Source organism: Citrobacter sp. Cb080 (genome assembly GCF_030334745.1).
In the GTDB taxonomy this organism is placed as follows: domain Bacteria; phylum Pseudomonadota; class Gammaproteobacteria; order Enterobacterales; family Enterobacteriaceae; genus Citrobacter; species Citrobacter braakii.
Window position 1 is genome coordinate 47,050 of record NZ_JAOWDG010000028.1, and the last position, 19,651, is coordinate 66,700.

22 protein-coding genes are annotated in these 19,651 nt (G+C 49.3%); 12 read left to right on the forward strand and 10 right to left on the reverse strand.

Features of this window, described 5'->3' with window-relative positions:
* Window positions 1-86: 86 nt before the first annotated feature.
* The 4 genes from solA (at window position 87) to OGV38_RS03710 (ending at window position 2,776) form a co-directional block, all read left to right on the forward strand.
* Complete coding sequence (gene solA, locus OGV38_RS03695; protein ID WP_047501073.1) at window positions 87-1,205, forward strand: N-methyl-L-tryptophan oxidase; 1,119 nt, start codon at window positions 87-89, stop codon at window positions 1,203-1,205.
* A 52-nt stretch (window positions 1,206-1,257) separates the two neighbouring features.
* On the forward strand, window positions 1,258-1,371 hold the full coding sequence (locus OGV38_RS03700; RefSeq protein WP_003036148.1) for a YceO family protein: 114 nt from the start codon (window positions 1,258-1,260) through the stop codon (window positions 1,369-1,371).
* A 262-nt stretch (window positions 1,372-1,633) separates the two neighbouring features.
* Window positions 1,634-2,200, forward strand: a complete 567-nt coding sequence (locus OGV38_RS03705) for a cytochrome b (RefSeq protein ID WP_049040632.1) — start codon at window positions 1,634-1,636, stop codon at window positions 2,198-2,200.
* A 12-nt stretch (window positions 2,201-2,212) separates the two neighbouring features.
* Complete coding sequence (locus tag OGV38_RS03710) at window positions 2,213-2,776, forward strand: YceI family protein (RefSeq protein ID WP_286472973.1); 564 nt, start codon at window positions 2,213-2,215, stop codon at window positions 2,774-2,776.
* Window positions 2,777-2,822: 46 nt separating this feature from the next.
* On the opposite strand, the gene trhO is transcribed toward OGV38_RS03710, so the two are convergent.
* On the reverse strand, window positions 2,823-3,875 hold the full coding sequence (gene trhO / locus OGV38_RS03715) for an oxygen-dependent tRNA uridine(34) hydroxylase TrhO (RefSeq protein ID WP_016152613.1): 1,053 nt from the start codon (window positions 3,873-3,875) through the stop codon (window positions 2,823-2,825).
* A gap of 220 nt (window positions 3,876-4,095) precedes the next feature.
* Here trhO and OGV38_RS03720 point away from each other — a divergent pair, with 220 nt between their 5' ends.
* From OGV38_RS03720 to OGV38_RS03730, 3 genes are all read left to right on the forward strand, one after another.
* Entirely contained in the window at window positions 4,096-5,016 is a 921-nt protein-coding gene (locus tag OGV38_RS03720; RefSeq protein ID WP_019076458.1) for a Kdo(2)-lipid IV(A) acyltransferase, read from the forward strand.
* Window positions 5,017-5,171: 155 nt separating this feature from the next.
* Complete coding sequence (gene mdtG / locus OGV38_RS03725) at window positions 5,172-6,392, forward strand: multidrug efflux MFS transporter MdtG (protein ID WP_016156180.1); 1,221 nt, start codon at window positions 5,172-5,174, stop codon at window positions 6,390-6,392.
* A gap of 81 nt (window positions 6,393-6,473) precedes the next feature.
* Entirely contained in the window at window positions 6,474-6,851 is a 378-nt protein-coding gene (locus OGV38_RS03730) for a MysB family protein (RefSeq protein ID WP_016152610.1), read from the forward strand.
* Window position 6,852: 1 nt separating this feature from the next.
* Here OGV38_RS03730 and OGV38_RS03735 read toward each other — a convergent pair whose 3' ends face one another.
* The 3 genes from OGV38_RS03735 to mdoG form a co-directional block, all read right to left on the reverse strand.
* The gene (locus OGV38_RS03735; protein WP_016152609.1) at window positions 6,853-7,080 is read right to left on the reverse strand and encodes a YceK/YidQ family lipoprotein; all 228 of its coding nucleotides are present in this window, start codon (window positions 7,078-7,080) and stop codon (window positions 6,853-6,855) included.
* A gap of 75 nt (window positions 7,081-7,155) precedes the next feature.
* A complete protein-coding gene (gene mdoH / locus OGV38_RS03740) occupies window positions 7,156-9,684 on the reverse strand; it encodes a glucans biosynthesis glucosyltransferase MdoH (RefSeq protein ID WP_019076449.1) in 2,529 nt (842 codons plus the stop codon).
* Entirely contained in the window at window positions 9,677-11,212 is a 1,536-nt protein-coding gene (mdoG, locus tag OGV38_RS03745) for a glucans biosynthesis protein MdoG (RefSeq protein WP_087121841.1), read from the reverse strand. Before mdoG ends, mdoH begins: the two co-directional genes overlap by 8 nt.
* A 271-nt stretch (window positions 11,213-11,483) precedes the next feature.
* Between mdoG and mdoC the strand changes: the two genes are divergently transcribed.
* A complete protein-coding gene (gene mdoC, locus OGV38_RS03750) occupies window positions 11,484-12,644 on the forward strand; it encodes a glucans biosynthesis protein MdoC (RefSeq protein ID WP_286472952.1) in 1,161 nt (386 codons plus the stop codon).
* Window positions 12,645-12,668: 24 nt separating this feature from the next.
* Here mdoC and OGV38_RS03755 read toward each other — a convergent pair whose 3' ends face one another.
* The 6 genes from OGV38_RS03755 to csgB form a co-directional block, all read right to left on the reverse strand.
* Complete coding sequence (locus OGV38_RS03755; protein WP_087121833.1) at window positions 12,669-14,108, reverse strand: phospholipase D family protein; 1,440 nt, start codon at window positions 14,106-14,108, stop codon at window positions 12,669-12,671.
* Window positions 14,092-14,634 (reverse strand): O-acetyl-ADP-ribose deacetylase, encoded by a 543-nt coding sequence (gene ymdB, locus OGV38_RS03760; protein ID WP_016156177.1) that lies wholly within the window; start codon window positions 14,632-14,634, stop codon window positions 14,092-14,094. The genes OGV38_RS03755 and ymdB overlap by 17 nt, the downstream gene beginning before the upstream one ends.
* Window positions 14,635-14,734: 100 nt before the next feature.
* Complete coding sequence (locus OGV38_RS03765) at window positions 14,735-15,055, reverse strand: YmdA family protein (protein WP_286472953.1); 321 nt, start codon at window positions 15,053-15,055, stop codon at window positions 14,735-14,737.
* 151 nt (window positions 15,056-15,206) lie between these two features.
* Window positions 15,207-15,539 carry a curli assembly chaperone CsgC gene (gene csgC / locus OGV38_RS03770; protein WP_016152602.1) on the reverse strand — a complete coding sequence of 111 codons (333 nt, stop codon included), beginning with the start codon at window positions 15,537-15,539 and terminating at the stop codon, window positions 15,207-15,209.
* A gap of 61 nt (window positions 15,540-15,600) precedes the next feature.
* Complete coding sequence (gene csgA / locus OGV38_RS03775) at window positions 15,601-16,050, reverse strand: curli major subunit CsgA (protein WP_016156176.1); 450 nt, start codon at window positions 16,048-16,050, stop codon at window positions 15,601-15,603.
* 40 nt (window positions 16,051-16,090) lie between these two features.
* Window positions 16,091-16,546, reverse strand: a complete 456-nt coding sequence (gene csgB / locus OGV38_RS03780; RefSeq protein ID WP_019076446.1) for a curli minor subunit CsgB — start codon at window positions 16,544-16,546, stop codon at window positions 16,091-16,093.
* A gap of 759 nt (window positions 16,547-17,305) precedes the next feature.
* On the opposite strand from csgB, the gene csgD reads away from it, so the two are divergent.
* From csgD to csgG, 4 genes are read left to right on the forward strand one after another with little or no spacing between them, the layout of a single operon-like run.
* Window positions 17,306-17,956, forward strand: coding sequence for a biofilm master transcriptional regulator CsgD (csgD, locus tag OGV38_RS03785; RefSeq protein WP_003036091.1), 651 nt, complete (start codon window positions 17,306-17,308; stop codon window positions 17,954-17,956).
* A gap of 4 nt (window positions 17,957-17,960) precedes the next feature.
* A complete protein-coding gene (gene csgE, locus OGV38_RS03790) occupies window positions 17,961-18,353 on the forward strand; it encodes a curli production assembly/transport protein CsgE (protein WP_016152600.1) in 393 nt (130 codons plus the stop codon).
* Between the two features lie 25 nt (window positions 18,354-18,378).
* Complete coding sequence (gene csgF / locus OGV38_RS03795) at window positions 18,379-18,792, forward strand: curli production assembly/transport protein CsgF (protein WP_016152599.1); 414 nt, start codon at window positions 18,379-18,381, stop codon at window positions 18,790-18,792.
* A gap of 25 nt (window positions 18,793-18,817) precedes the next feature.
* Window positions 18,818-19,651, forward strand: coding sequence for a curli production assembly/transport protein CsgG (gene csgG, locus OGV38_RS03800; RefSeq protein WP_016152598.1), 834 nt, complete (start codon window positions 18,818-18,820; stop codon window positions 19,649-19,651).

Sequence of the window (19,651 nt, forward strand, 5' to 3'; positions counted from 1 at the left end):
CCTTTCCGGTGCCTTTCTTATTTCCAGGTTGAATATTCCGGGTCACTTATTTACCCTGCTACTATCGCGATTGCAGAGAGAAGCGGATGAAATACGACTTAATCATAATTGGCAGCGGTTCCGTGGGCGCCGCAGCCGGATACTATGCCACTCGCGCCGGTCTGAAGGTTCTGATGATCGATGCGCATATGCCACCGCATCAGCAGGGCAGCCACCACGGCGACACTCGATTAATTCGTCATGCCTATGGCGAAGGTGAAAAATATGTTCCGCTGGTGCTGCGTGCGCAAACATTATGGGATGAATTATCCACCCAAAATGAAGAGCCGATTTTTGTGCGCTCTGGTGTCATCAACCTTGGTCCGGCAGATTCAACCTTCTTAGCGACCGCGGCGCAAAGCGCAAAACAGTGGCAACTCAATGTTGAACAACTGGATGCAGCAGCCATTATGGCGCGCTGGCCAGAGATTCGCGTACCTGAAAACTATATCGGTTTGTTTGAAGCGGAGTCTGGTTTTTTACGTAGTGAGTTAGCGATTAAAACCTGGATCCGTCTGGCGGAAGAAGCAGGCTGTGCGCAGCTATTTAAATGCCCGGTCAGCGCAATTCGTCATAGTGATGATGGCGTCACGGTAGAAACCGCCGATGGTGACTATCACGCGCAAAAAGCGGTGATCAGCGCCGGAACCTGGGTACAGGCATTAGTCCCTGAACTACCGATACAACCGGTACGCAAAGTGTTCGCCTGGTATCAAGCCGATGGGCGTTACAGCGTTAAGAATAACTTCCCTGCCTTCACCGGGGAGCTACCAAATGGCGATCAATTCTACGGTTTCCCGGCAGAAAATGACGAGCTAAAAATTGGTAAGCACAATGGCGGACAGGTAATTCATTCGGCAGAAGAGCGCAAGCCGTTTGCCGCTGTAGCCAGCGATGGTTCTGAAGCCTTCCCATTCCTGCGCACAATTCTGCCAGGCGTAGGCTGCTGTCTGCACGGTGCGTCCTGCACCTATGATAACTCACCAGATGAAGACTTTATTATTGATACTCTACCGGAGCATGACAACACGCTGATCATCACCGGGCTGAGCGGACATGGCTTTAAGTTTGCCTCCGTCCTCGGAGAGATTGCGGCAGACTTCGCCCAGGACAAATCGTCTGACTTTGACCTGACGCCCTTCAGGCTAAGTCGTTTTAAGCGATAATAAATGAATGGCCTCGTTGGTGAGGCCATTTTTAATGACAGGAATAACGTTGATGCGCCGCATCTTTCACTATCTGGTTAATAATATTCGCGAGCATCTTATGCTCTACATTATTTTATGGTCGCTGCTGGCAATTATGGATGTGATATATATTATGTTTTTCTGAACCCGCAACGCTGACACTAATTGACATAAACTGATATTAACTTAATTTTCATTGTAATTAACTGAACAAGAAAAATACCTTAAACACCCTGAAAACAAGCCTTAATGTCATCCACCCCCACTAATTCCTTGATGATTACTTCACAATTCAATCAATTTTATTGAATCAAAAACAAATATCACCATTATTGTTATTTATTAGTTGCATTAATGTCTTTTACGCGCCATTTTCATTCACTTCTGAAATATCTAACGGTGCACTTATGCAATTCAATAATACTCCACAACGCTATGGCGTGGTGTCTGCCGCTTTACACTGGCTGATTGCGATTGCTGTATATGGCATGTTTGCGCTGGGATTGTGGATGGTCACGCTTAGCTATTACGACGGCTGGTATCACCAGGCCCCTGAACTGCATAAAAGCATCGGCGTTGTGCTTATGATGGGGCTGGTTATCCGCGTCGTCTGGCGGTTGATCTCCCCTCCTCCTCCTGCGCTGGCAAGTTATTCCCGTTCCACCCGCATCGCGGCGGCACTGGGTCACCTCGCGCTATACACATTGCTCTTTTCTATTGTCATTAGCGGGTATTTGATTTCCACCGCTGATGGCAAAGCGATAAGCGTATTTGGTTGGTTCGACATTCCTGCCACCCTTGCCAATGCGGGCGCTCAGGCCGACCTCGCCGGTAGTCTGCACCTGTGGCTTGCGTGGACTGTGGTGGTTTTATCGCTTCTGCACGGACTGATGGCCCTGAAACATCACTTTATCGATAACGACGATACCCTGAATCGCATGTTGGGAAAATCGTCATCTGACTATGGAGCTTAAAATGAAAAAAACCTGCTGGGACTTACACTCGCCTCTCTGTTATTCACCACCGGGTCAGCCTTGGCGGCAGATTACAAAATTGACAAAGAAGGACAGCATGCCTTTGTTAATTTCCGTATTCAGCACCTGGGTTACAGTTGGCTGTACGGCACATTTAAAGATTTCGACGGGACTTTTACCTTTGATGAGAAAAATCCCGCAGCCGATAAGGTTAACGTCACCATCAACACCAACAGCGTTGACACCAATCACGCCGAACGCGACAAGCACCTGCGCAGCGCAGATTTCCTTAACGTGGCCAAATTCCCGCAGGCGACCTTTAGCTCTACCAGCGTGAAGAAAGAGGGGAATGACCTGGATATCACCGGTAATCTCACCCTGAACGGCGTCACTAAACCGGTTACGCTGGATGCGAAGCTGATCGGTCAGGGCGGCGATCCGTGGGGTGGCACGCGTGCAGGTTTTGAAGCACAAGGTAAAATTAAGCTGAAGGACTTCAACATCACCACCGATCTCGGCCCGGCGTCTCAGGAAGTCGATCTGATCATCTCAGTGGAAGGCGTCCAACAGAAGTAACGTATGAGTTGCCGGATGGGGCTAAAGCCGCCATCCGGCATGATGACTATTGCGCAGGGTCCGGAATACCCAGTTTGGTATTCAGGCGACCGCGTGACTTATTAAAGATTTTGTTGCCATTTTCACGTCCGGCGCGAAGACGACGTTGCTCTTCTTCCGGCAACTTACTCTCTTCGCTACACAACTCGCTACAGCAGCCGTTATACTTCTGCGCGCAGGCCGGACACTGGATAAACAACAGATGGCAGCCATCATTTTTGCAATTAGTATGGCTGTCGCACGCCGTTCCGCACTGATGACAATGCGCAATAACATCTTCAGAAATCCTTTCGCCCATACGCTCATCAAAAACGAAGTTTTTACCGACAAAACGCACAGGAAGCCCCTGTTCACGCGCCTTGCGGGCATATTCAATAATACCGCCCTCAATGTGCCAGACTTTGCTAAATCCGTTGTGTTTCATCCAGGCGCTGGCTTTCTCACAACGGATCCCGCCCGTGCAATACATAACGATTTTTTTATCTTTATGCGCCTGCATCATTTCAACGGCTTTCGGTAACTGGTCGCGGAATGTGTCTGCCGGGATTTCTAGCGCATTCTCGAAATGGCCCACTTCATATTCATAGTGGTTGCGCATATCAATGAATACCGCGTCAGGATCGTCCAGCATGGCGTTTACTTCCGCCGCCTTCAGGTAATCACCTACGTTGCTGGCGTCAAATTGCGGATCGTCAATACCATCCGCCACGATGCGTTCACGCACTTTCATGCGCAGCACCCAGAACGATTTACCATCATCATCCAGCGCGATATTCAGACGTAACCCGGCGAATGCGGGATCAAACGCATAAAGCTGCTGGCGGAATGCCTCGACGTTGCTTTGCGGTACGCTGATTTGCGCATTGATTCCTTCATGGGCAAGATAAACGCGCCCGAAGACGTTCAATGCAGTGAACATCTGGTACAGCGCATCACGCGTGTGCTGAGGATTGGCGATGGTGAAATATTTATAGAATGAGATCGTCGTGCGCGGCTCGGTCTCAGCCAACATTTTGGCTTTGAGCGCATCGTTCGAAATGCGGTTGTGTAACACTGGCATGGTGTACGTATCCTGCAAATAGGGAGAAAATGAAAATCGGCGGCATAATAAAGCAAACACCGCCAATTTACATCCACACATTTTACGCTACATTTCTTACTCCAATATAAAAGTGCAACAACAATTGCTGGTTTAATCACCGTTCTCCCGTCACAAATTTTTGATATGCGCGAAAAAATGCGACAATACAGGCAATTGGTCGTTTGAAGACAGGATAGACATGACGAATTTACCCAAGTTTTCGGCTGCGTTACTGCATCCACGTTATTGGTTAACCTGGCTGGGCATTGGCATCCTTTGGTTAATCGTGCAGTTACCCTACCCGGTTCTTTACAAGTTGGGCTGCGCATTAGGTCGTCTGGCATTACGTTTGATGAAACGTCGGGCAAAAATTGTTTCCCGTAATCTGGAACTGTGCTTCCCGCAAATGAGCGAGCAGGAACGCCAGCAGATGATCATCAAGAACTTCGAGTCCGTGGGCATGGGCGTGATGGAAACCGGAATGGCCTGGTTTTGGTCTGACAAGCGCATTTCACGCTGGACGGAAGTTATCGGGATGGAACATATCCGCGACGTTCAGGCGCAAAAACGGGGAATTTTGTTAGTGGGTCTGCACTTTCTGACCCTTGAACTGGGTGCGCGTCAGTTTGGTTTGCAGGAGCCGGGGATAGGCGTATATCGCCCTAACGACAACCCACTGCTCGACTGGCTACAAACCTGGGGCCGTATGCGCTCTAATAAATCAATGCTCGATCGTAAAGACCTGAAAGGAATGATTAAAGCGTTGAAAAAAGGCGAAGTGGTCTGGTATGCGCCGGATCATGACTACGGTCCCCGCGCCAGCGTATTTGTCCCGCTTTTTGCTGTTGAACAGGCCGCAACAACCTCCGGGACCTGGATGCTTTCACGCATGTCGAATGCCTGCCTGGTACCGTTTGTTCCCCGCCGCAAACCTGACGGTAAAGGTTATCAATTGATTATGCTGCCTCCGGAGTGTTCACCGCCGTTAGACAACGCGGAGACTACGGCTGCGTGGATGAATAAGATTGTTGAGCAATGCATCATGATGGCCCCAGATCAGTACATGTGGCTACACCGTCGTTTCAAGACGCGTCCTGAAGGTTCACCTTCCCTGTACTAAAGCACGGTTGCAGTCCTGTGGACTGCAACACCTTCCCTGCCCGCTTTAGGTTTAACTGCTATCCGCATTGCAGCCACTATCTACCAGGCGCATAATTAGCCTGCTTGCTTATATTCAATCGATAGCGCAAACAGCGCGCCACACTGCGGAACGCTATGTCACCCTCAGATGCTCCCATAAACTGGAAACGTAACCTCACCGTTGCCTGGTTGGGTTGTTTTTTAACCGGTGCAGCATTTAGCCTGGTCATGCCCTTTTTGCCCCTCTATGTCGAGAGTCTCGGCGTCACGGGTCATAGCGCCCTGAATATGTGGTCAGGTCTGGTCTTCAGCATCACTTTTCTCTTTTCCGCCATCGCCTCTCCTTTCTGGGGTGGCCTTGCCGATCGCAAAGGGCGAAAAATCATGCTGCTGCGTTCCGCATTGGGTATGGCTATTGTGATGCTGCTGATGGGGCTGGCGCAAAATATCTGGCAGTTCCTGGTCCTGCGTGCCCTGTTGGGTCTGCTCGGCGGTTTCATTCCCAACGCCAATGCGCTGATCGCCACCCAGGTTCCGCGCAATAAAAGCGGCTGGGCGCTGGGAACGCTTTCCACCGGCGGCGTCAGCGGCGCACTGCTTGGACCGTTGGCTGGCGGGCTGCTCGCGGATCAGTACGGACTACGCCCGGTATTTTTCATCACCGCCAGCGTACTGCTGCTCTGTTTTATCCTGACGCTATTTTTTATTCGCGAACGTTTCCAACCGGTGAGCAAGAAAGAGATGCTGCACATTCGCGAAGTCGTGGCCTCGTTAAAAAATCCCAAACTGGTGCTGAGCCTGTTTGTCACAACGCTGATAATCCAGGTGGCAACCGGGTCCATCGCGCCAATTCTGACGCTGTACGTTAGAGAGCTGGCTGGCAACGTCAGTAACATCGCCTTTATCAGCGGGATGATTGCTTCCGTACCGGGCGTGGCTGCGTTAATTAGCGCCCCGCGACTTGGCAAATTAGGTGATCGAATTGGCCCGGAGAAGATCCTGATTGTTGCTCTGGTCATCTCCGTGCTGCTGCTTATTCCAATGTCGTTTGTACAATCGCCCTGGCAACTTGCCGTTCTGCGCTTTTTATTGGGGGCCGCTGATGGGGCTCTGCTCCCGGCAGTACAAACGCTGCTGGTCTATAACTCAACCAATCAGATCGCCGGGCGTATTTTCAGTTATAACCAGTCATTTCGCGATATCGGTAACGTAACGGGACCGTTAATGGGGGCGGCAATTTCCGCCAACTACGGTTTTCGCGCCGTCTTCTGCGTGACCGCGGGCGTCGTACTGTTTAACGCTTTCTACTCGTGGAATAGTCTGCGCCGTCGCCGGAACACTGAGGCCACGGGATGATTTTTGTGCATTCATACTTGCAATATCGGAGAATCAACTATTATTTCCCTGAATACTTCATTAAATCAAAGGGAGACTCTGATGACCATGTATGCCACGCTGGAAGAAGCCATTGATGCCGCTCGTGAAGAATTTCTGGCTGATAACCCTGACCTTGAGCCCGACGAAGCCAGCGTTCAACAGCTAAGCGTACAAAAATACGTGCTACAGGATGGTGACATTATGTGGCAGGCGGAATTCTTTGCTGATGAGGATGAGGGCGAGGGTGAATGCCTGCCAATGCTGAGTGGTGAAGCGGCCCAAAGCGTTTTTGATGGCGACTATGATGAAATTGAGATCCGTCAGGAGTGGCAGGAAGAAAACACGCTTCACGAATGGGATGAAGGTGAATTCCAGCTGGAACCTCCCCTGGATACCGAAGAGGGTCAGACCGCGGCCGATGAATGGGATGAGCGATAGCTTACTCGTAAGGTCCGTGGTGAATGTCGAGCGGGAGCAGCAAGGTATCAAACACCAGCGAAAATGGCAGGTCGAGGATGGTGACGTAGCGCCACGCGGAGTCACGGACATCCCATTGCACGCCAGGATAGTATTGGTTTCCGTGCCCTTGCCCTGGGATAGTTCGGCTAATAATACTGCCGCATCCGCTCAGCAAGCACACCATGATTGCCACTGCCAATATTCGCACCTGATACCTCACGGCTCTTTTATTTAGTATAAAAAAATACCGGCACCAGGCCGGTATTTTCACGTTACATAGCGCTTACTTTTTCCTGAGCGCCAGCGGATTCAGGGTCAGTCCCTGGTAGTAATTCACCCACGAAGAATACTTATCAGGTGAATTCCAGACGCGATAGTGCAAACGCGCCATCGTCACCGGATCGCTCAACAGCACCAGACGGCGGTCACGGTTTAGTTTCTCCGGCGTTTCGTTCAGCGCCTGCTCCACATGGCGGTCACGGGCAATCTCAAGCACGTTACTCGCGCGGTGACGTGCAGTCGCCATTGCCGTTGCCAGTGCGTTAAATGACGGGTTAAACACCGCATGCATAAAGCCGTCGTCCAGCGTACGATTGCGGTTCATCACCAGATAGGTATCCGTATCAACCAGCACCTGCGGCGGAGAATACTCTTCCGGGATCAGGAACAGCTTCCAGCGCTTGGTACGTAACCCAACCGTGGAACGGCTGGAAATCACGGAAACAAACGGCGACAGGATCAGCGAGAAGACAATCGGCGCCAGCCAGAACAGGAAACGCAGATCCAGCCAGGCCATACCTACCGCCCACACCAGCCCCAGCAGTAACTGAGAACCGTGACGCATAAATGCTTCACCCCACGGGGTGGAATCGTCATCACGCTGCGGTGAATTCCACACCACTTCCCAACCGAGGAAGGCGCTCACGACGAAGACGGTATGGAACAGCATACGTACCGGCGCCAGCAGCACGGAGAACAGAACCTCCAGCAGCAGCGACAGCGTGACGCGGATAAACCCGCCGTACTCTTTCGTCCCTTTACACCAGATGAGCAAAATACTCAGCAGCTTCGGCAGGAACAGCAGCACCATCGTAGAAGCAAACAGCGCGATCGCCAGTTCAGGACGCCACTGCGGCCATACCGGGAACAGCTGGCGCGGTTGCAGGAAGTACTGTGGTTCAGTCAGCGCATGCACCACCTGCAATGCAGTCGATAACGCGAGGAACATAAACCACAGCGGCGCGGACAGATAGGACATAACGCCGGTCAGGAACACTGCACGGTGAACCGGGTGCATCCCCTTCACCAGGAACAGACGGAAGTTCATCAGGTTGCCATGACACCAGCGACGGTCACGCTTGAGTTCATCCAGCAGGTTCGGCGGTAGCTCTTCATAAGAGCCCGGCAGATCGTAAGCAATCCACACGCCCCAGCCGGCACGACGCATCAACGCCGCTTCGACGAAGTCGTGGGAGAGAATCGAACCCGCAAACGAGCCTTCGCCCGGTAACGGCGCAAGCGCACAGTGTTCGATAAACGGCTTCACGCGAATAATCGCGTTATGGCCCCAGTAGTGCGATTCCCCCAATTGCCAGAAGTGAAGTCCAGCGGTAAACAACGGACCATAAACACGGGTCGCAAACTGCTGACAGCGTGCATACAGCGTATCCATACCGGAAGCCTTCGGTGAAGACTGGATAATCCCGGCATTTGGATTCGCTTCCATCAGGCGCACCAGCCCGCTCAGACAGTCACCGCTCATCACGGAGTCAGCGTCCAGCACCACCATGTAGCTGTACTGATTTCCCCAGCGACGGCAGAAGTCATCAATGTTACCGCTTTTACGCTTCACGCGACGACGACGACGACGGTAGAAAATCTGCCCTTCGCCTTGCACTTCGGCAATCAGCTCCATCCACGCTTTTTGTTCTGCTACGCAGATATCGGGGTTGTAGCTGTCGCTCAGGATGTAAACATCAAAATGCTCGGCGTTGCCCGTCGCTTTGACCGACTCCCACGTGGCGCGAAGTCCCGCGAATACGCGGTCAACGTCCTCGTTACAGATCGGCATAATCAACGCGGTCCGGTGCTCGGGATTTAACGGTTCGTCCCCAACCGTTGAGGCGGAGATACTGTACTTATCTCGCCCAATCAACAGTTGCAGGAAGCCCATCAGCGCGGTCCAGAATCCTGCTGAAACCCAACAGAAAAGCACGGCAAACAAAATGAGAATGCCGGTCTGGAGCATGTAGGGCAGCAGTTGCATAAAGGAGACCCATAAATCCTGCCCCATCATGTCAACAGGATTAATGAATGCCCAACCCTGATACGGAAGGATCGTCTTCATATACCAGGTTGCGACGACCGTTTGCGCCAGCGTTAAGATCAACAACGTATAGCGGCGGATGGTGCCAACCGTACGCCATTTTTGCTCGCTCTCCTGTTCTTCTTTCGTCAAACGCGAAAGATAACGCGGAGTCACATCGCGCCCGCGCAGGCGATCCCAAAAGCGGCCAACCGGGTTGGTACGCCAGGGATCGGGGAACATAGAGGTACGCGTTGCTTTTGGCATCGCCTGCAGCTGATCGCGCCCCTCATCGTCCTTAACCAACTGCTCTTTGGCCAGAGAATCAGGCCACGCCTGCTCCAGGCGAGCTTTCACCGAACCCTGCGGTGAATCATCTTCGCGCGAGTACGTACGATGCTCGGCATCCAGCGCCTGATGAACGGCGCGGATGTCAGTTTTCGGCAGTGCCGCTTTTTCGATATCCGAAAGCGGCATTGCGTCAATATACTCAGTTGTCTTATTCATTGGCAGGTAACTGGTAGCTCCAGGTTTCACTCAGCGTCTGATCGGCATTGACCAAGGCAGCACGCATTTCAGTGGTTTTCTTCACGTCTTTCACTTTCACGCGCAATACCAAACGCCAACCTTTAGAGACCGGGTTGTAGCGCACAGTACTTTCAACGATCTCGCCGTTGTCGCCAATACTGGTTTGTGCGGTAACCGGGGTATCCTGCGGCAGCTTTTTCATATCCGTGCCGGTAAAGTCCACCACAAACGCGATGGTGCCATCAGGCTGACGAATGAGGTTAGACTGTTTTACATCACCGGTAGAACGACGAGTCTGCTGGACCCAGGCGCTATCAGGGGCATGAAGCTTGTCTTCGTCACGCGTGAACGTCAGGGTGTACTTGAAGTTCATCTCTTTACCAGCTTCAGGCAGTTGATCCGGCGTCCAGTACGCAACGATGTTATCGTTCGTTTCATCGTTAGTTGGGATTTCAACTAACTCAATCTTACCTTTACCCCAATCACCTTTTGGCGTGATCCAGGCGCTTGGGCGCAGATCGTAACGATCGTCGATATCTTCAAAACGCGAGAACTGACGGCCACGCTGCAGCAGGCCGAAACCTTGCGGATTTTCCATCGCAAAGCTGCTCACCGCCAGATGTTTCGGGTTATTCAGCGGACGCCAAATCCACTCGCCGTTGCCAGCGTGGATCGACAAACCGTTAGAGTCATGCAGTTCCGGACGATAGTTGGTCGCCGGAGAAGGCTGGTTTGGTCCGTACAGGAACATACTGGTTAACGGTGCCACGCCCAGCTTGCCCACTTTGTCGCGCAGATAAACTTTGGACTGAACATCGACTACCGTGTCACGACCCGGAATGATGACAAAGCGATACGCTCCGGTTGCGCGCGGAGAATCCAGCAAGGCATAAATGGTCAAACGTTTGTCAGTCGGTTTCGGACGCTCGATCCAAAACTCACGGAAGCGGGGAAATTCTTCGCCAGAAGGCAGAGCGGTATCAATCGCGAGACCGCGCGCAGACAGACCGTAGACCTGCCCTGCCCCCAGAACACGGAAATAGCTGGCACCGAGCATGCTGACGATTTCGTCGTTTTTATCTTTGCTGTTGATCGGATACAGCACTTTGAACCCGGCGAAACCGAGATCTTTTACCGTGTCTTTATCATGCTGAACATCGCCAAAATTAAAATAATCCGGGCTGTATTTGATTCTTTTCACCGCTGTAGCGGTAACTTCGTTGATTTTGACCGGCGTGTCGAAGTACATACCCTGGTGGTAGAACTCGAGCTTAAATGGGGTCTTGAGATTGCTCCAGTAGGCTTTATCGCGGTTAAACTGGATCTGCTGATAATCCGCATATTTCATGTCGCGGAAAACGGAGGGCAAGTTACTTTTTGGCGCCTCATAGCCTTTACCGGCTAAGGATTGAGCTTGTTTTGCAACATCATCGATGCTGAACGCCCAGCTCGATGATGTGTACAGCGTTAACATAACTGCTGCACCCAACCAACGCATTTTCATCATTTGTAGTTTATGTTTCATAATTAGTAAGCACTTCCCCCTTTGTGTGCTTATATTGATCCGATCCATTTTAATGGATAATCGGGTATTCCGACAACTGAATCCCTGTATTGTTCGCGCGCTGGCTCATGGTTTAATCAGGTTCAACTACCTGTTTTCACTTTGCGTGCTTATCCTGGAGACAGGTTGTTGGACTTCGTGTAGGGTTGCCCTCGAATGTAACCATTATTCGTCTTAGGGATAAGACGAAAAGTCTGAGAATACATAACTGTCTATGAGCTCTGTATCACCACCACGCGAATATTTTCTTGACTCCATCCGTGCCTGGCTAATGTTGTTAGGGATCCCATTCCATATTTCATTGATTTACTCGACCCACACCTGGCACGTGAACAGCGCGGAACCGTCGTGGTGGTTGACCCTGTTTAACGACTTTATCCATGCTTTTCGCATGCAAGTCTTCTTTGTCATTTCGGGTTATTTTTCCTACATGCTATTTTTGCGCTATCCGCTAAAGCGCTGGTGGAAGGTGCGTGTAGAACGCGTGGGGATCCCGATGCTAACCGCGATTCCATTACTTACGCTGCCGCAATTTATCATGCTGCAATACGTAAAGGGAAAAGCTGACAGTTGGCATACTCTCAGCGGCTACGATAAATACAATGCGCTGGCCTGGGAGCTGATTTCCCATCTGTGGTTTTTACTGGTTCTGGTCGTATTAACGACCGTGAGCATGTGGGTGTTCACCCAGATGAAAGACAGACTGACGCGTAGCGACGCCGCCAGCGCCCCAGCAGTGTCGATGACTAAATTAACGCTGATTTTCATCTTGTTAGGTGTCGGTTACGCTACCGTCAGAAGGACAATTTTCATCCTCTACCCTTCGATTCTCAGCGATGGCATGTTCAATTTTATCGTTATGCAAACGCTGTTCTATGCGCCTTTCTTTATGCTCGGCGCACTGGCGTTTATCAACCCGAATCTGAAAGCACTGTTTACCACACCGTCACGCGGTTGCACGCTCGGTGCTGCATTCGCATTTGTGGCACACCTGCTCAATCAGCGTTATGGCAACGGCGATGCCTGGATGTATGAAACCGAATATGTCATTACCATGGTCATGGGACTGTGGATGGTGAACGTCGTCTTTTCGTTGGGTCACCGTTTGCTTAATTTCCAGTCTGCCCGCGTGACCTATTTTGTCAACGCGTCGCTGTTTATCTATCTGGTGCACCACCCGTTAACGCTGTTTTTTGGCGCTTACATCACACCGCATATCACGTCGAATCTGCTGGGTTTTCTCTGCGGTCTGCTGTTTGTGGTTGGGATTGCGGTAATACTGTACGAAATCCATTTACGCATACCGGTGCTGAAGTTTCTCTTTTCGGGTAAACCGCCCGTTAAGCAGGATAAAAACAAGGCCGTAGCCGGCTAGTTTTTCCCTCAATCATTGTGTGGTTCAAAGCAGCCATTCAATGGGTAACACGGACGCCAGCTTTACCAGAATCCGCTTCCAGAATCCTGTGGCGGGTTCTTTTTTCAGGACCTGTTCACTGCCAGAAAGTCGGTCGACCCAATTAATTCTCCCCCAACGGTCAAGGCGTAGCTGCCAGGCCATATCACGCTGGCTTTGCATAAACCGTTTATGAATCAATTCGGCCAGCACTTCACTCTCAATCACAAATCCCATTTCTGTATTGAGCAGCGTCGAACGAGGATCAAAATTAAGCGAGCCGATAAACACTTTGCGATCATCAATACTGAACGTTTTCGCATGCAGGCTGGACCCTGAATTCCCGGTTAATCCACGATCGTGAACGACCGAGACGCGATCGCGGGTCGGTTTAAGTTCGTATAATTCTACACCGTAGCGCAGCAGTTTTTTTCGCCAGCGCGCATAGCCCGCATGGACGATCGCCACATCATTCGCCGCCAGTGAATTGGTTAAAATGGCAATCTTGACGCCTTTTCTTACCAGTCTCAGGAGCTGCGCCACACCGGCACGCGTCGGCACAAAGTAGGCAGAAATAATATCAATACGTTCGGTCGGCGAGCCCATTACGTCAAACAAACGCTGCGGTAATAGCGAGTGGCGCGGCGCTTTCCCTTCTCCTTTTGCAGGATCATCGCTCAGCAAACGCGTTTTGGCCCAAATCAGCGGCAGCGATCTTTGATCGAGACTGGACATAAACTGGCTGGTTTCCAGCTTATGCAGATAGCGGCGGGTAATATCATCGTTATACCAGGATTCGGGTAGCTCAATACGCTGTACAGAATCTGGCTCGGACATCTCAAGCACATTTTGTAACGTTGAAACCGAGCGGCAGTGCCAGTAACGCTCAAAATCATCCGCCACATCTTTGACAACCGGCCCGATAGCCATGACGTCCAGGTCGGAAAATAGCGGTTGCTCACCCGCGCCAAAATAGGCATCGCCAATATTACGCCCACCAACGAGAGTCACCACGCCGTCAGCGGTATAACTTTTATTGTGCATGCGCCGATTAAGCCGGGCAAAATCGGTTAAATAGCCCAGCGCGCGCAGGATGCGAAAGGAAAACGGATTGAAGAGGCGAACTTCTATATTGGGGTGCTTATCCAGCAGACGCAGCGTGTCGTCCAGACCCGGCGTGTTGTTATCATCCAGCAGCAAACGCACCCGTACGCCTCGCTTCGCTGCGGCCAGCAGAACGGAAAATAGCAATAGCCCGGACATGTCGTTTTCCCAGATGTAATACTGCACATCCAGGGTTCGTTCCGCCATTTCCGTTAACCGATAGCGAGCAGCAAACGCATCCAGGCTGTCATCCAACGCAAGAATGCCGCATTCTCCCGGGTGGTCTTCGCAAAGGGGCGTGATGGCACGCTCAAGTCGCGTCATATCAGTCCGTGTGATCATCGCCTTGTTGTGTTAGCAATCTCTTATAAAGTTGAGCGTTTTCGTCATCAAAGCACACGAAGTATATCTGATCAGGAAGTGCGCGGCGGGTAATAAATTTCAGCACCGTTTTCACCGCTATTTCTGCCGCTGCGGCGCGCGGATAGCCATAAGCCCCGGTGCTAATCGCCGGAAAAGCAATGGAGTGATAACCATTGGCCAGGGCCAGTTGCAGGGTGTTTAAGTAAGCTTCTTCGAGGCGTTCGGCCTCATGATGACCTCCCCCTTGCCAGACCGGTCCTACGGTATGAATGACCGCTTTTGCCGCAAGCGCTCCCGCCAGAGTGATCACCGCATGCCCTGTCGGGCATTCTCCTTGTTGCTGGATAACCTGTTTGCAGGCCTCCAGCAATGCTGGTCCGGCAGCGCGATGGATTGCGCCATCGACGCCACCGCCTCCCAGTAGCGATGAATTCGCCGCATTGACAATCACATCAACAGCGACAGTCGTAATATCGCCATGTAACACATGAACACGTGATTGCATAAGTTCCCCCTGACAAAACACCATTCGTTAAGTGTACAGCAGGGTTTTCCCTTAAATCTCTCTTTTTAACCGTAAGTGTGCATATCTACGCCACAGCGAGTCATTTATATTCAATATTAAGAATCGCCATGTTTTTCTGTTCATTGAGGTAGTGCATTTTGACTGTGGCAATTTCCTGCACATTCTGAGGGGCTGTCGCGAGCTGTTGCGGGTTGTAAAGACTATTCTGGTTGGTGCCGTTGCGGATACATGACAATTCAATTTGCTGCTGCTGTCTGTTAACGTCGCAAGGTGATTCAACTATCGCTCCGCGAAAATGAATAACCCCGCCGGTTGTGATTTGCTGCGCAATTACAGGGAGGGTTAAAAGAGAAAAAGCACATAAACTGGTACTTAAAATACGCTTTAATAATGTACACATAAGGGTTCCTCAATGATTAGCCATCTTTGAGGGATCGAAATGATCCTTCACCGCTACGATTAACGATCAAATACAAACGCTCACACGCTTCTATATTCATAGAACAGCAGCGCATTCCCAGCCACACCCTTAATGCAAATACAGCAAAAAATTATGGGTGACTGTTTGAGTCAGGCCATTGTTGCGACAGATGCAGAGACTGCCCATCTGAAACGGTAACGATAATTTTGACCGAATCCTCAGATGAAATATTAAAGCTCAGTTTGGTTAATTCAATCGGTCGATTAGCAGGGACCGAAAGGCTTATTTTCTGCTGCGACTGGCTTTGTCCCCCCTGCCCTTTACGTATGGCAAGGACTTGTACCTCACATACGCACGGTTGGGTTAACGTCACCTGAGGAATAATGGTGTACATATCACCTTGCTGAGTTGTATTGAATGTTATTTGATTTGCCAGCGCGGCAATGAGTAATAGCGTATGCATCATATTCTCCCGAAAAAAAAACAGGGCTCACGCCCTGTTTATTATCAGTCAGAAAACTGAATTAGTGTTGGTTAGCTGTAGCGTTGTTGCCAAAGCCAACTTGCTGAATCAGCACATTGGAGTCAGAAGCGGTCTGATTAACCAACGCACCGTTACGGCCACCGAACTGGGTTACACTAATATCAGCATTTTTAGCATTCCACTGATCGATAGTGGCATTGTTCTGGAAGCCAGTCTGTTTCAGGCTAATGGTACTGTCATCAGCGCCCTGACCAACTACAGCCCCGTTACCACGCCCCTGTTGTGTGATAGTGACATCTGATTTACGCGCATCACTTTGCAGAGCATTCGCAGCGTTGTTTGACCCATATTGGTAGATACTCAGTGAAGAGTCCGGGCCATAGTTACTACCGCCACCATGATGATTGCCGCCCCATTGCGGAACAACACCAGCCAGAGCACTGCCAGAAACTACGATTGCTGCGAATGCTGCCACTTTTAAAAGTTTCATGGTAAACCCCCATCGGATTGATTTAATCGTCGTTAATGGATTAGCGTTGAGTAACGCGAATTGCCATTTGCGACTGTCTCTGCACCACAACTGCTGTTTTTTGTGTACCGTACTGAGTAATATTGGCTTTATTACCAGAACCTTTCTGGATAATTACCGCCGTATTACCGTATGAACCTTGTTTAATACTCGCGTCATTGGAACTACCCGTTTGATCAATATATGCAAAGTTATATGACCCCGTCTGGTCTGTTTTCGCTCGGTTACCAGAACCTTCTTGCGAAATAACCGACAATAACTTCGAGCCCCCCTGTCGAGTATTTGCACTGTTCGCAGTGCCAACCTGACCAATAATGGCTGCCTGATTAAATGAAGACTTACTTAATTCATTTACCGCAAAGTTATATTCTGAGTTAGCTAAATCATAACTTGTAGCGGATGCAATCCCAGGCACACCCAGCATTGTAAACATCATAAATAACAACTTGTTTTTCATGTTGTCACCCTGGACCTGGTCGTACATAAGGTTAAATTATTTACCACTCAAATTATTGTTAACGTGACTTACATTTGTTAACGCCACGTTACGATGAAGAGTATGTCCGTTGAAACATTTTAAATAACTCACCCACCAGTTGTATTTTTATATCCAGATTCACCCCAAAGTACTAATTAACCGCAATTAACACCGTTATAGCTCTGGATTTTATTTCTTTTGTAACCCGATGAGTGAATTTCTATGCAGTAACAAAAAAACGCGTTTCCCGCGTTTTCTGGGCCTTGCAGACGGTAGTGGGATTGTCCTCGGTACAAGTCGTGACAAGTGTCATTTTTTTCTATCTAAAATTGTTCAACTTAAAGTGAGACAAAAAAATCAAAATTCATTAGAAATCTAAAACCATCTAATTATAATTTTATTTCTTAAAATTCAATAAGATATTATAATTTGTATGATTTTTTAAATCTATGCAATAACGCTAAAATGTACAACTTTACTATCAAATCTAAACTCCACAAAAACGCAAAAATCACATTTTAATATATAAATTTACATTATGTAACATGTTTAACACTTGCTTTAAGATTTGTAATAGCTAGATTGAAATCAGTTGAAGTCCATTTGTTTTAATATTTTCACCCCGTTGTGTCGAAGTTTTATTTCTACACAGCAGTGCAACATCTGTCAGTACTTCTGGTGCCTCTATTTTAGTAGAGGCAACTGTCAGGTGTGCGACTAAAAAAGTGGAGTTTCATCATGTTTAATGAAGTCCATAGTATTCATGGTCATACATTATTGTTGATCACTAAACCATCCCTGCAGGCAACTGCGTTATTACAGCATTTAAAGCAATCGCTGGCGTTAACCGGAAAACTACATAATATTCAACGTTCTCTGGATGATATATCCTCCAGTTGCATTGTTTTACTGGATATGATGGAGGCAGATAAAAAACTGATCCATTACTGGCAAGATAATTTGAGCAGAAAAAACAACAATATAAAAACTTTATTGTTGAATACCCCAGATGATTATCCTTACCGGGATATTGAAAACTGGCCGCATATCAATGGCGTATTTTACGCAACTGAAGATGAGCAGCGTGTAGTCAGCGGTTTGCAGGGTGTGTTGCGGGGCGAATGCTACTTTTCGCAAAAGCTTGCCAGCTACCTGATCACGCATTCCGGGAACTACCGCTATAACAGCACGGAGTCGGCATTACTTACGCACCGTGAAAAAGAGATCCTTAATAAACTGCGTATCGGCGCCTCAAATATTGAAATCGCGCGTTCACTATTTATTAGTGAAAATACGGTGAAAACACATCTTTATAATCTTTTCAAAAAGATAGCTGTCAAAAATCGTACGCAGGCGGTCTCGTGGGCCAATGATAACCTCAGGCGATAAAGCCATGAAACGCTATTTGACCTGGATTGTGGCAGCAAATTTGTTCCTTGCTGCCGGGAATCTACACGCGGCTGTAGAGGTGGAGGTTCCCGGACTGTTAACTGACCACACTGTCTCTTCCATTGGCCATGATTTTTACCGGGCCTTTAGTGACAAGTGGGAAAGTAAGTACACAGGAAACTTAACCATTAATGAAAGACCCAGTGCACGTTGGGGAAGTTGGATCACCATAACGGTCAATCAGGACGTTATCTTCCAGACTTTTTTATTCCCGACGAAAAGAGACTTCGACAAAATTGTGGTCTTTGCATTGGCAGAAACTGAGGAAGCATTAAATCGTCGGCAAATAGATCAAACACTATTAAGCACGAGCGATTTAGCGCGCGATGAATTCTAAAACATGATTTTGTCCGGAGGCTTTCATGCGTGTCAAACATGCAGTGGTTTTGCTCATGCTGATTTCACCATTAAGTTGGGCCGGAAATATGACGTTCCAGTTCCGCAACCCTAACTTTGGTGGTAACCCAAATAACGGATCTTTTTTACTGAACAGCGCCCAGGCGCAAAACTCGTATAAAGATCCGAGTGCCGGCGACTACGGGATTGAAACCCCAACAGCGCTGGATAACTTTACCCAGGCGATCCAGTCACAAATACTCGGTGGCTTACTTACCAATATCAATACCGGTAAGCCGGGAAGGATGGTAACCAGCGATTTTATCGTTGATATCGCCAACCGGGATGGACAACTGCAACTGAATGTCACGGACAGGAAAACGGGGAGAACGTCGACTATTGAAGTGTCGGGTTTACAAAATCAGTCGACCGATTTCTAAATTATAGCCACGAAAGGAAAAAATCATGCAGCGCTTACTTATCATGGTGGCAGTAATTTTACTCAGCGGATGTTTAACAGCCCCGCCGCAAGAAGCCGCTAAGCCGACATTAATGCCCCGAGCCCAAAGCTATAAAGACTTGACGCACCTGCCCATGCCTACAGGTAAGATATTTGTCTCGGTATACAATATTCAGGATGAGACTGGCCAGTTTAAACCTTATCCGGCAAGTAACTTCTCAACCGCCGTCCCGCAAAGCGCCACGGCGATGCTTGTCACCGCATTGAAGGATTCTCGTTGGTTCGTCCCGCTGGAACGTCAGGGATTGCAGAACTTGCTTAACGAACGAAAAATCATTCGTGCAGCTCAGGAAAACGGCACAGTTGCCATTAATAACCGGATCCCTCTGCAGTCTCTGACCGCGGCAAACATCATGGTAGAAGGGTCAATTATTGGTTATGAAAGCAACGTTAAATCGGGTGGCGTTGGTGCGCGCTATTTCGGTATTGGCGCCGATACGCAGTACCAGCTCGACCAGATAGCGGTCAACCTGCGTGTGGTTAACGTTAGTACCGGTGAAATCCTCTCATCGGTGAATACCAGCAAAACTATCTTGTCTTATGAAGTGCAGGCTGGGGTATTCCGCTTCATTGACTACCAGCGACTGTTGGAAGGTGAAATTGGCTACACCTCTAACGAACCGGTTATGCTTTGTCTGATGTCAGCAATTGAAACCGGCGTTATCTTCCTGATTAATGACGGGATTGATCGCGGATTGTGGGATTTGCAGGATAAGAAACAAGTTGATAATGACATCCTGGTTAAATACCGCCATTTGTCGGTACCTCCGGAATCCTGA

Excerpts from the sequence above, each read along its gene's own strand:
- solA (WP_047501073.1), top strand. The coding sequence starts at position 87 with ATGAAATACGACTTAATCATAATTGGCAGCGGTTCCGTGGGCGCCGCA.
- OGV38_RS03700 (WP_003036148.1), top strand. The coding sequence starts at position 1,258 with ATGCGCCGCATCTTTCACTATCTGGTTAATAATATTCGCGAGCATCTT.
- OGV38_RS03705 (WP_049040632.1), top strand. The coding sequence starts at position 1,634 with ATGCAATTCAATAATACTCCACAACGCTATGGCGTGGTGTCTGCCGCT.
- trhO (WP_016152613.1), bottom strand. The coding sequence starts at position 3,875 with ATGCCAGTGTTACACAACCGCATTTCGAACGATGCGCTCAAAGCCAAA.
- OGV38_RS03720 (WP_019076458.1), top strand. The coding sequence starts at position 4,096 with ATGACGAATTTACCCAAGTTTTCGGCTGCGTTACTGCATCCACGTTAT.
- mdtG (WP_016156180.1), top strand. The coding sequence starts at position 5,172 with ATGTCACCCTCAGATGCTCCCATAAACTGGAAACGTAACCTCACCGTT.
- OGV38_RS03730 (WP_016152610.1), top strand. The coding sequence starts at position 6,474 with ATGACCATGTATGCCACGCTGGAAGAAGCCATTGATGCCGCTCGTGAA.
- mdoH (WP_019076449.1), bottom strand. The coding sequence starts at position 9,684 with ATGAATAAGACAACTGAGTATATTGACGCAATGCCGCTTTCGGATATC.
- mdoG (WP_087121841.1), bottom strand. The coding sequence starts at position 11,212 with ATGATGAAAATGCGTTGGTTGGGTGCAGCAGTTATGTTAACGCTGTAC.
- mdoC (WP_286472952.1), top strand. The coding sequence starts at position 11,484 with ATGAGCTCTGTATCACCACCACGCGAATATTTTCTTGACTCCATCCGT.
- OGV38_RS03755 (WP_087121833.1), bottom strand. The coding sequence starts at position 14,108 with ATGATCACACGGACTGATATGACGCGACTTGAGCGTGCCATCACGCCC.
- ymdB (WP_016156177.1), bottom strand. The coding sequence starts at position 14,634 with ATGCAATCACGTGTTCATGTGTTACATGGCGATATTACGACTGTCGCT.
- OGV38_RS03765 (WP_286472953.1), bottom strand. The coding sequence starts at position 15,055 with ATGTGTACATTATTAAAGCGTATTTTAAGTACCAGTTTATGTGCTTTT.
- csgC (WP_016152602.1), bottom strand. The coding sequence starts at position 15,539 with ATGCATACGCTATTACTCATTGCCGCGCTGGCAAATCAAATAACATTC.
- csgA (WP_016156176.1), bottom strand. The coding sequence starts at position 16,050 with ATGAAACTTTTAAAAGTGGCAGCATTCGCAGCAATCGTAGTTTCTGGC.
- csgB (WP_019076446.1), bottom strand. The coding sequence starts at position 16,546 with ATGAAAAACAAGTTGTTATTTATGATGTTTACAATGCTGGGTGTGCCT.
- csgD (WP_003036091.1), top strand. The coding sequence starts at position 17,306 with ATGTTTAATGAAGTCCATAGTATTCATGGTCATACATTATTGTTGATC.
- csgE (WP_016152600.1), top strand. The coding sequence starts at position 17,961 with ATGAAACGCTATTTGACCTGGATTGTGGCAGCAAATTTGTTCCTTGCT.
- csgF (WP_016152599.1), top strand. The coding sequence starts at position 18,379 with ATGCGTGTCAAACATGCAGTGGTTTTGCTCATGCTGATTTCACCATTA.
- csgG (WP_016152598.1), top strand. The coding sequence starts at position 18,818 with ATGCAGCGCTTACTTATCATGGTGGCAGTAATTTTACTCAGCGGATGT.